We start from the raw sequence: 12,264 nt of genomic DNA, 5'->3' as shown, positions 1-12,264 counted from the left end.
TATTTTTGTAATCTTGTCTGTTGGATCGAAACCCAACTCAAAACTTTTGAGTTTAATCGCAATTTTTGGAGTTGCTTCTATAGATGGAGTGAAAAAATAGTTGAATTCGGCTAAATTAAAAGATAATAGTGGTAAAACGTAAGGGTAAGGGATATGTCAGCAAGACTATTATTGGTAGATGATGAACCGGGCTTGCGGGAAGCAGTACAAGCTTATTTGGAAGATAGCGATTTTTCGGTTGAGGTTGCCAGTAATGCTCGGGATGGCTGGGAACTCTTGCAGCAGATGAATCCGGATTTGGTGATTTCAGATATTATGATGCCGCAGGTGGACGGCTATCAGTTTCTCAAGCAAGTGCGGGAAGATCCTCGCTATAAGGCTTTGCCGGTGGTGTTTTTGACGGCTAAGGGGATGACTGGCGATCGCATTCAAGGCTATCAAGCAGGCTGCGATGCTTATCTTTCTAAACCCTTCGATCCCGACGAGTTAGTGGCAATTGTCACGAATTTGCTCGCCCGCCGCGCGGCGGCTAAGGAGACGGGCGGCAATGCTGAAAGTCCTGATATTGCTGCTTTGGCCAGCCAAATGGCGAGAATTGAGTCTTTGCTAAGCGGGCGGAGTGCGATCGTCCAAAGTAGTTCGTCGGTTAAAATTGATTTGACTCCGCGAGAGCAAAGTGTTTTGGATTTGGTTGCTCAAGGTTTGATGAATAAGGAAATTGCCCGCCGCTTGGAAACTAGCGTGCGGAATGTGGAAAAGTACGTCAGCCGTTTGTTTAGCAAAACTGGTACTAACAGCCGTACTGAGTTGGTTCGCTACGCTCTCGAACACGGTTTGACTAAGTAGCAACCGTCTCGATTTTGCTGGTGGCTCTTCCTCGCCACTCTGCATTACCAGACTCTTCCTGGTAACGAGAATTCTGTCCAATCAATCAAGGTACGTAGTTGGGCTTCAGCCCTCTTTAGATATATAGCCTTTCGAGCGAAAGATGAGGTATGCCGATGTATGCTGCAACCCTTACGATGTCAAGCTTTTTCTCACAAAATTGCTCCGCGAACCTTTTAGAGAAAGGCTATATGTCCCAAGAGGGCTAAAGCCCAACTACGTACCTATTTACCCTCCTTTCCAAAATTACTTACAGGAAAACCTGATTGTTTAAGAGTTTTCAAGTAATCAATAGAAACGGGAAGAGTTAGCCGGATACCCTCCGTCAGGCAAACTTGCCCCGAAGTGTCACAGATCGGGGTATATTTTCTCGAAAATAAGCGACGATTAAATAATAGCAGCGCAGTCAAGTAGCGGCCGATGTTTAAATTTATAGCAGCACCAAAATTTAGTTGATACTAGGAGGAGATTATGAGGAAAAGCACGGCGCGACAAACGATAAGTGCAATGGTAGCACTGCCGATCGTACTAATTGCCAATAACACTCAAGTTTTAGCTACTGATACCGGTCAGAAAATCGAGCCAAACAAGCAAGTTTCTAATTTAGGTGATGAGCTTGATTTAGAGATGGCGGCACCAACCACAACAATCCTCATTGAAGAAAGCGAAGATTGGGATCGACCTGATTTTTCAGCTACTAATTTAGATATGGAGATTGATAAAATTCTGATCGAAAATGCGATCGAAAATGTGCAAGTTGTCATTGAGGAACCGCCGCCCGTAGTTTATCTCAGTGCGGCGAGGGGCCAGCAAAGCAGGGAATGCAAGATTTCAGCCGTTTGCGAATAACTGCATCAGATTTGTGGGATTTTTGGCGATTCCCTACGGGATAGCTACGCTTCACGACTTTTTTGCTCGGGAGAATGTGAGCCACCGAGGGTAAAAAAAATCAGTAAAATCCGGTTGATTTTCCTGAGATTATGATAATAACAGAGTATGTATTTCTTCGGGTATGTTTTAAGGGCGATCGGCTAATATAATCGGACAGTTTCAGAGCTGAGGTACGGGCAGCTAAAAACAAGGTACGTTGTTGGGCTTTAGCCCTAAGAGTTTAATTGGTTATATAAGCTGTCAGGCATACCTCATCTTTTTGAGAAAGGCTATATTTATTATATCGTTGACCGTTGCATAGGAATGATTTAACCGCAGAGAACACAGAGGACACAGAGAGAGAATAGAACTCTGAATAATTGTGATGTTAGAGGCTACTCCCGAATCCGATCCCCCCTAACCCCCCTTAATAAGGGGGGGGGACAAGAAATATCCTCAAAGTCCCCCTTCTTAAGGGGGATTTAGGGGGATCGAGATATATGCAACTTCACATTAAATTGGTATCAACAGTCAACTGTCAACTGTCAACTGTCAACTGTCAACTATCAACTGTCAACTGAAAGCATCTATATCTATCAGGATTTTCAAATATTATGGTTAATTCGCACTGCCACCAAGACACCGCAGCAGAGCAAAATAAAAGTGCGCTGCAAACTCTCTCCCGGACTCTTTCAATGTCTCAGGGGCAATTTTCGCTGATTTTGGTGCGGTGCAATTACAGTGCGATGCGAGAACAAACTGTACGGCAATTGCGGCAGCAGTCTGGTGTCGAGATTCGAGAAATTGTCCTCCCGAAATCTGTTAAAACTCTGTACACGACGATAGAAACCGAACTTGAAGGCAGCCAGCCTCAAGCTTTAATGGTGTTTGGATTGGAATCGGTAAGTGCGATCGATCGCGTACTGACATCTACCAACTACGTCAGGGAAGAATTTCGCAATAATTTTCCCTTCCCAGTGGTGCTGTGGGTGACAGACAAAATCTTAAAAAAACTGATTCGGTTAGTCACAGATATCGAGACTTGGACGACAAGTGTTGAATTTGTGCTGGGCCCAGACGAGTTGGTGGATTTTTTGGGCAAAAGTTGCGATCGCATTTTTGCTAAGATTTTAGAAAGCGGCAAATGGCGTTTAAGTAACTCTGCCATTCTCGGAGCCAATTCTTTAGCTGAATTAGAGTCGGCGAGACAAGACTTGCAAACTTGCAACATCAGGTTAGAACCAGCTATTGAAGCAAGCTTGCAATTTATTCGCGGTCGAGACGAATATGCTGGTCATCGCATCCATGCAGCTCTTGAATTGTATCAAAAAAGTCTCAGTTTTTGGAAGTATCAAGTAGCATTTATCGGCCCAAAAACAGAATTTAGCGATTTATTATTTACCGTTCACCCTGCACCAGTATTAGAGGGAATTCTAGTATTTCACATCGGTCTTTGCTACCGTTTTCAAGCAGAAAAACACCGCAGTGGCAACCGTCCTTACTGGACGGAAGCTAAAAATTATTTTCAGCAATGTATTGATGTTATAGAACGTGCGGGACAGCCGGATGCCGTCGGTATATTCATCAATCAACTCGGCGAAGTATTGCAGCATTTAGAAGATTGGGATGCACTCTGGAATTTAGCTATCAAAGCTCGGAGGTTACATGAAAATATGGAAAACTCAACAGTTAATTTGGCTCAAGATTACGGCTTTTTGGCTAGAGTAGCCTTAGAGCAAAAGAATTGGCAAGGGGCGAAAGAATGGGCTTTAGTCGCCCTACAAGCTCTCAACTCAAAATTTGAAGCGACGGGACACGCAACGCCTCTAACATCGCAGCATCTAGGCTTATATCTGTTAATTTTAGCAGAGGCTCAGAGCGAGTTGGGCGAGATTGAGGAGGCGATCGCACATTTAGAGCTAGCTCGATCGCAAACCGAACCTTGCTACAACCCGCAACTGTATTTGCGGGTTTTAGAAATGCTGCGAGGATTCTATTTTCAGCGGGGAGAATATCTCAAAGCATTTCAGCTTAAGCAAGATTATCGAGCGGTAGAACATACGTATCGCTTCCGAGCTTTTATTGGAGCCGGAAAATTGCAGCCACACAGAGAAGCGATTAATCCCGCCGAAACAGTTGCCGCCGCTCCTACTATTGCTGACGAAATTACCGCTTCCGGTAGAGAAGCAGACCTCAATCGCTTGATATATAGGATGAACAATACCCCGGACAAACTGACAGTAATTTACGGTCAGTCTGGAGTTGGCAAAAGTTCAATTGTCACCGGGGGATTAGTGCCGGCTCTCAAGCAAAAAAAGATCGAAATGCGGACTGTTTTGCCTGTAGTGCTGCAAGTTTACAACAACTGGCCGCGGGAATTGACCAGACAGTTATCTGCCGGGAAAGCTGAAATATTCGATCGCGACATTTTCGATGCAGTACCGGGATCGGCTTCGGGAGATTTGAGCGCAGCAGGCGCAGCCAACGGCAATCTGCGGCAGGAATTTAACGGCGGCTCGGTTGGAGTAAATCAGGATCGGATTGAGCAGTCACAGCCTGTAGAAGTAATTGTCGAAAAACAGGCGATCGAATATGAGAAAATCATCAAAGAGTTGCAAACAAACTCAGAACATCTAGTAACTGTTCTGATATTTGACCAATTTGAAGAATTCTTTTTCGTGTGGAAAGAGCCTGCGGAAAGACAGATATTCTTTGATTTTTTGCGGGAATGCTTGACAATCAAGTATTTAAAAGTCGTCCTGTCTTTGCGGGAAGATTACCTGCACTATTTGCTGGAATTTTCCCGACCCAAAAACCCAACAAAATTTATCAACAATGATATTTTAGCGGACGTTCTCAGCAAAGATATTCTGTTTTATTTGGGTAATTTTTCCCAGGGCGATGCGCGAGCGGTAATTCGCACTTTAACTGAACGATCGCAGTTTTACTTAGAACCGGAGCTGATCGAAGAATTAGTCAAAGATTTAGCTGGAGAATTGGGAGAAGTCCGCCCGATCGAACTGCAACTTGTGGGCGCTCAACTCCAACAAGAGGACATTAGAACTTTAACTCAATATCAGGAACTGGGCAACAGTCCCCAACAAAAATTAGTCGAAAGATTTCTCGAAGAAGTCATCAAAGATTGCGGGCCAGAAAATGAAGGGGCTGCTCGCCGAATATTGTATTTTCTCACAGATGAAGATGAGATTCGACCCCTGAAAACCCGCGCCGAATTAGCCTCCGATCTAGCGATATTTGCAGCCACTGATAAATTAGATTTAGTCTTAGAACTGTTAGTCAAATCCGGTTTAGTTTTTCGGTGGACTGAACTGCCGGCAGAGCTTTATCAGCTCGTTCACGACTATCTAGTTAGCTTCATCCGCCAGCAGCAGGAATTAGATAAAAAAGCAGAATTTGAGGAACTACGCAAGCAAAACCAAATTAACCGAGATGAAATTGAACAAATTCGTAAAGACAGAGAGCGAGATGCTTTGCTGTCGGAAGCTAGAGACAACCAGCGCTTAGCTAGAGACAAACAGCACCAAGCGGAAGCTCAACTTTATCAAACTCGGAGATGGCAATTGCGGGCGGCGATTCTAGGAGTGCTGGTACTCGGAGGTGTTTCTTGGATAGGATTCGAGCAAGCAAAATTAGCAGAAAGCGCGCGGCAAGAAGCAGAAACAAGTCGGACTGATGCCCTAAATTCCGCATCGGAGGCTTTGGTGCTTTCTAATGAAAAAAATCAATTAGGAGTGTTGGAAAATAGTATCAAAATCGGTCGCGATTCTCTGAAAAGTACGGCGCTGCCTGTGGATACTAAAAATAAGATTGCTGAGAGGCTCAGACAAGCAGTTTCGGGGGTGCAAGAACGCAACCGTTTTGAGCAGCACAGCAAGTTTGTTTTGGATGTGAGTGTGAGTCCAGATGGCAATTCAGTTGCTTCGGCAAGTGCTGACAAAACGGTTAAATTGTGGAGCAAAGAAGGTAAGTTATTAAAGACTTTCAAGCACGGCGATAGCGTGACGAGTGTTAGTTTTAGCCCGGATGGGAAAACGATCGCAACTGGTGGCGCCGATCGCACAATTAAAATTTGGCAAGTGGATAACGACAAAAGTGCGATCGTAACTTTATCCGGCCACACCAAAATTGTTACCAGCGTCAGTTTCAGCCCCGACGGCAAAACCCTAGCTTCCGGGAGTCACGACAACACCGTCAAAATCTGGAACCTGGAAACAAAAAAATTGCTGCAAACCTTAACCAAACACAAAGACTGGGTGCTCGGCGTCAGTTTCAGCCCCGACGGCAAAACAATTGCGACCGCAAGTGTTGACAAAACTATCAAACTTTGGAATCGCAAAGGTAAAACCCAGAAATTTCAAATTAATCCCAAAACATTAACCAAACATTCTGACATTGTTTACAGCGTGAAGTTCAGTCCCGACAGCCAACAAATCGTCTCAGCCAGTGCCGACACCACAGCCAAAATTTGGAATCGAAAGGGTGAGGAAATCAAAACTCTCAAAGGACACAACGACGGAGTTGTCAGCGCGAGTTTCAGTCGCGACGGCGAAAAAATAGTCACCGGCAGTGCCGACGATACGGTAAAAATTTGGAGTCGCAGTGGCAATTTGCTCAACACTTTTCGAGGACATCAAGACGACGTGAGGGCCGTAACTTTCAGCAGCGACGGCACGATTGCTTCCGCCAGCAAGGACAAGATGGTGAAACTTTGGCAACCAAACAGCACTCCGTTGAATAAGATTTTATCCGGGCATGGAGATTGGGTTTATAAAGTCAGTTTTAGTGGGGACGGCAAAACAATTGCATCTGCTAGTGGCGACAATACGGTAAGACTTTGGCGCCCTGATGGGAGTTTAATCAAAACCTTAACAGACCACAAGGATTCTGTTACCTGGACGAGCTTTTCGCCAGACAATAAAACTGTGGCTTCTGCCAGCGATGACAAAACCGTGAAAGTCTGGAGTTTAAACGGGAAACTGTTAGATACCCTGCGTCATAGTGGCCTTGTGAGAAGCGTGAGTTTTAGTCCAGATGGCAAGATAATTGCCGCCGCCAGTGCCGATCGCAAATTGTATCTCTGGCGCTGGAACGGTACTAAAGCAACAATGCTTGCAAAACTCGATCACAGCAATCCAGTAATTAGCGTTAGTTTCAGCCCTGACGGCAAAACAATTGCTACTGCTACCGCTGCTGAGAATAAAGCAAGTGAAACACAAAATGATGCTGAAATGGCTGGAGAAAAGAGAGTTTACCTCTGGCAATTTAACGGTACATCGGCGAAGATGCTGAAATCTCTCGATCACGCAGACAGTGTAAGAAATGTCAGTTTCAGTCCAGATGGTAAGACTATTGCTGCTGGTTGTGCTGACAAAAAAGTTTACTTGTGGGCTTTTGATGGTAAGACAGCTAATTTAACTGAAAAACTGAACCACAGCGATACTGTGGAAAGCGTGAGTTTCAGCGCAGACGGCAAATTGATTGCGGCAGCGAGTGCGGGAAATACTGTTAAGCTGTGGAATTTTGACGGCAAGAAGGCGCTGCTATCGAAGACTTTGGAATCGAGCGATCGGGTGTTGAGCGTTACTTTTAGTTCTGACAGCAAAACTCTGGGTTTTGCTAGCAGGGATCGGACTGTAATTCTGTTACCTGTGGAGAATTTGGAGCTAAATAATATTATTGCTCGGAGTTGCGAGTGGTTGGGGGATTATTTACAGAATGACCCAAATGTCGCTGAGGGCGATCGATTGCTTTGTCTTGGGTTTGGCAAGCAGGCGTTAAATAAGAAGAAGTAAAGCTACAGGTACGTAGTTGCGCTTCAGCGCTCTTAAGGTACGTAGTTGCGCTTCAGCGCTCTTTGGTACGTAGTTGCGCTTCAGCGCTCTTAAGGTACGTAGTTGCGCTTCAGCGCTCTTAAGGTACGTAGTTGCGCTTCAGCGCTCTTTCATAAGTAACCAGGCAAAATTCAGAAATACTCTTTACGCTTGTAAGCATTTCAAGCAAAATCCCGTACAATTAATTCGGAACTACTATTTATAGCAAAGAGCGCTCAAGCGCAACAACGTACCTTTAAGAAATCTATCTAGCAAAATCTCGTACAATTAATTCGGAACTACTATTTATAGCAAAGAGCGCTCAAGCGCAACAACGTACCTTTAAGAAATCTATCTAGCAAAATCCCGTACAATTAATTCGGAACTACTATTTATAGCAAAGAGCGCTCAAGCGCAACAACGTACCTTTAAGAAATCTATCTATTGACTAATTTATGGGCTGTAAATTTGCGGTAAATTATAGTAATAAACTTAACTGTACATCAATTCGCAATTCAAACAAAAAATAAACCGTATGGACACCAACTCCCAAAATATCCAACCCGTTCCGCCATTTAGCGACAAAAATGACGAAACGCCAGACATCGGCGGCGGTTTGCCCATAATTGAATATTGGGCAAAGCATACTTTGTCGCCGGAAGGCCCGAAACTTTGGCAAACTTTGCTGCACAAAAGTGCTTGTTTGTCCTGTGCTTGGGGCACTGGCGGGCAGAAAGGAGGCTTTACGAATGAAGATGGCGAAAAACTTCAGCGGTGTATGAAAAGTGTTGAAGCAATTTCGGCTGAAATTAAACCTGCTATCTCGACTAACTATTTTCAACAGCACAGTATTGCAGAACTCCAACAATTAACTTCCAGGGAAGCAGATAGGCTGGGAAGGTTGAGTTTTCCGATGATTTTGCGGGCTGGTGCATCTCATTACGATCGCATTTCATGGCAAGAAGTCTATGAAATTGCCGAGGCTGGATTTCGTAAAAGCCCGCAACGAGTAGCTTCTTATAGTTCGGGTCGCTCTTCCAACGAGGCGGCTTTTCTGCTGCAATTGTTGATGAGGGCGATCGGCTCTAACAACTTAGCAGATTGTTCAGATTTGTGCCACGCTCCCTCGACCACCGGGTTAAAGGAAATGTTTAGCACCGGCACCTCCATAGTCAGTTTAGAAAACTTAAAGCAAGCAGATTGCGTCGTACTCGCGGGTAGCAATTCTTCCTACAACCATCCCCGATTGATGAACGAATTAATTAAAATCCGCGAACAAGGCGGTAAAATAATTGTCATCAATCCAGTGATGGAAATCGGTTTAGTCAAGTTTGCTTCTCCAGCATTTCCCCTCAAATCTCTCGTCCCAGGTTCCGAGATTTCGTCGCTCTACTTGCAGCCAATTCCCGGCAGTGATACAGCCCTATTTGTCGGGATTCAAAAAGCTGTAATTGAACAAGGATTGCTCGATGAAGAATATTTGCAATCTTATACAGAAAACTGGGAAGCAGTAGTGCAACACGCCCGTGAAACCGACTGGAAAACTATTACTCAAACCTGCGGAGTTTCTCAACCAGAAATTGAGGCAGCAGCCAAAATAATCGGCACTTCTCAACGAGTTGTCTTCGGTTGGGCGATGGGAATTACTCAACAACAGAATGCCGTAGATAATATTTTCAGCATCGCCAATACAGCTTTGATGACGGGAAATGTCGGCCAAGTCGGGGCGGGATTATTGCCGGTGAGAGGACACTCAAACGTCCAAGGATTCGGCTCTATGGGCGTGACTGTGAAGCTGAAAAAAGAAGTTCAAGCCGCTCTCGAAAAGCTGTTGGGGCGTCCCCTGAGCCGTGTTAAGGGTTATGAAACTCGATCGCTCATTGAAGCAGCAGATGCAGGCAAAGTCGATACGCTAATCTGTTTGGGCGGCAACTTGTACGGTGCCAACCCAGATTTAACTGAAGCCAAACGCGCTTTAGGCAAGATTGAAACCATTATTTACCTCGCCACCAAACCAAACTTAGGACATTTTAGCGGATTAGCAAAGCACAATACAATTGTTCTGCCGGTGCTGAATCGCTTTGAAAATCCCCACAAGACAACGGTAGAATCTGGTAATAATTTTGTGCGCTTCAATGATGAAGGTGAAACTCATCTCAAAGATGCTGATTTGATTTCTGAAGTGCATTTCTTGACAGAATTGGCTGCCAGAATTCACGGCACTTATCCGGTAGACTGGCGCCAGCTTCAAGATACCAAGTACGTGCGGCAATTGATTGCTCAAACCATTCCCGGCTATGAAAAAATCGCAACAATTGATGAAACTAAAGAGGAATTTACCATCAGCGGGCGGATTTTTACCGAACCCAAATTTCCCACTGATTCTGGCAAAGCCAAGATGTTTGTCACGCCTTTACCAGTGCTAAAATTACCCGAAATAAAGGATTTTGGTGCATCGAAATCGGTGCGGGGTTTAGTTGTGGCATTGATGACGGGACGCAGTTATTCTCAGCACAATACTGTGGTTTACAAAAATGATGACAAGTACCGGGGAATGCCGCACCGCAACTGCATTTTGATGAATCGCGCGGATGCAGAAAGTGCTGGTATGCAAGAACATCAGCGGGTTACTGTGCAGGGAAATGTGGGGAAAATGGAAAATGTTGAGGTGATTTACGGGGCGGTTCGTGAGGGTGCTGCTTTGATGTTTTATCCTGAAGTTAATGTGATTTTTCACCCGGAGATTGAAAAGCGATCGGGCACGCCTGCTTACAAGCGAGTACCTGCTTTTGTGTACGCAGAAGCATAAGGTACGTTGTGAAAACATCTATATGTAGAGTGCGTCAAGGTACGTTGTTGGGCTTCAGCCCTCTTTCCGAATATCATAAAGAGCGCTGAAGCGCAACTACGTACCTAATTTATATGACTGACGACTATATGTATGGTGCGTCAGCTATCATTATTTTCGCAACAAACCAACAATCTCATACTGACGCACTCCTCGAATAAATGGTGCGTCAGTATCAGACTTTTTGTGCTGATTGAAAATGTCCAACCTGACGCACCCTACTACTAACTGTCATAATTAATAAAGGTACGTTGTTGGGCTTCAGCCCTCTTTCCGAATATCATAAAGAGCGCTGAAGCGCAACAACGTACCTAATTTGTCTGACGAAAAGTCAACCGTATTGAAAGCTGACGCACCCTACCACTAATTTTTGTGAATGCAAAATCTGGATTAATTATTGTTAATTTGCAAAGCTCTCCCGCGCCAAGTCCATCCCCAACCTGTTTCGGTTTTGATCGCAGATCCGATCGCAATTGCCGCAATTAACGTCCCTCCCAAACCTCCCAACCACCAGTATTTCGTCGGACACTCAGAAATTTCGGCACCCAAACGGCGCAAAGTGTAATGGTACCCAATTACGATCGCAGATAAACAGATAGTTAACAACGTAATCGGCAAATGGTAATTGCTAATTGCTAATTGGTGATTGTTAATTATGTTGGCAATTTCGCCGTTAGCCAGCAAAATAGCTAATGCCAACCACGGCATCGGATAAAGAAAGAACATAATTGCTGCCATATAAAACATCGAACCCCAACTGCGGTTAGCGCCGAGATACAGATTCTTTGTCCAGCCTTCCCACAATGCGCTCCAAGACCGATACATCCGCACGGATGCCAAATTTGACCCGGAATAAAGTCCGAGCTTTAAACTCGCACGCTTGATGCGTCTAGCTAATTCCACATCTTCGACAATTTCGCCTGCAACTGCTTCGTGTCCGCCGATTTTTTCGTAAGCCGATCGCCTAAACAGCATAAATGGGCCACCTGCAAAGGCACTGTCTGTTTTTGTAGCATCATTAACGGCTGTAAAATCGAAGCAAACAGCTAGGTTATTGAACATTAAAGGCTGCACCAACCACTCGGAAAAACACCCACAAACCAGCGCTGGCATACAGGTTAGCAGGTCTATTTTCTCGGTTTCGGCTGTGGCGATAGCGGTTTCAATCGCCCCCGGTTTCAGCCGCACGTCGGCATCGATAAATAATAGGAATTCTCCGGTTGCTTCCCGAACAGCTTGGGCGCAGGCCCAGTTTTTGCCCGCCCAATATTGGTTTTCCGGTCGCGCCTCACCTGCTAATATTTTGAGGCGGGGGTCGCCCGGCTGTTGTTGCAGAGTTTGGGCGATCGCCTTCGTGTCGTCTGTCGATCGATCGTCTACAATCAAAACCTCTAGCTTGTCAGCAGACAGGGCTGTACTCTCCAAAATGGCGATCGCGCAATCCCGAATATTCTCGGCTTCGTTGTATGCTGGTACGATTACCGAAATTTTGGGGAAGTCACCCGCCGACGGAAATAACTGCTGAGCCACACTGCCGTTGGTGCGAGGCGCATTTTTGACCGATTGGCGCAAATTCTTGGTGTAAGCTCTACTGACTATGAGAGAAAAAATTACCAGGGTTAACAATATCAAAGCGAACTGACCTCAAAATTTACGTGCACAATTTGTGTCCTTAAATATTAAAAAATATTAAAACAAAAAGCTAGTCGATCGCCCAAAAAGTTATTTTCAGCATCTCCTTTGCTATAATTTGTGAGCATCTTTCGGCTCTACCGCAGCAAGGGGCAAGACCCCTCACCCAGTCTGAGACCGAAAAGCCGAGGATAGATA

5 protein-coding genes are annotated in these 12,264 nt (G+C 45.0%); 4 read left to right on the top strand and 1 reads right to left on the bottom strand.

Annotated features, from left to right (window positions below):
* The first annotated feature begins 153 nt into the window (after positions 1–153).
* The 4 genes from JGK22_RS07435 (at position 154) to JGK22_RS07420 (ending at position 10,395) form a co-directional block, all read left to right on the top strand.
* A complete protein-coding gene (locus JGK22_RS07435) occupies positions 154–846 on the top strand; it encodes a response regulator transcription factor (protein WP_293155027.1) in 693 nt (230 codons plus the stop codon).
* 510 nt (positions 847–1,356) lie between these two features.
* Positions 1,357–1,734 carry a hypothetical protein gene (locus JGK22_RS07430; protein ID WP_293175861.1) on the top strand — a complete coding sequence of 126 codons (378 nt, stop codon included), beginning with the start codon at positions 1,357–1,359 and terminating at the stop codon, positions 1,732–1,734.
* Between the two features lie 635 nt (positions 1,735–2,369).
* Positions 2,370–7,568, top strand: coding sequence for a hypothetical protein (locus tag JGK22_RS07425; protein ID WP_293189623.1), 5,199 nt, complete (start codon positions 2,370–2,372; stop codon positions 7,566–7,568).
* 553 nt (positions 7,569–8,121) lie between these two features.
* Positions 8,122–10,395 (top strand): FdhF/YdeP family oxidoreductase, encoded by a 2,274-nt coding sequence (locus JGK22_RS07420; protein WP_293205458.1) that lies wholly within the window; start codon positions 8,122–8,124, stop codon positions 10,393–10,395.
* Positions 10,396–10,824: 429 nt separating this feature from the next.
* On the opposite strand, the gene JGK22_RS07415 is transcribed toward JGK22_RS07420, so the two are convergent.
* Positions 10,825–12,066, bottom strand: coding sequence for a glycosyltransferase family 2 protein (locus JGK22_RS07415; RefSeq protein WP_293197674.1), 1,242 nt, complete (start codon positions 12,064–12,066; stop codon positions 10,825–10,827).
* Between the last annotated feature and the right edge of the window lie 198 nt (positions 12,067–12,264).

The organism is Microcoleus sp. PH2017_08_TRC_O_A (assembly GCF_020738665.1).
In the GTDB taxonomy this organism is placed as follows: Bacteria; Cyanobacteriota; Cyanobacteriia; order Cyanobacteriales; family Microcoleaceae; genus Microcoleus.
This window is presented reverse-complemented; position numbering and strand designations above follow the sequence as displayed.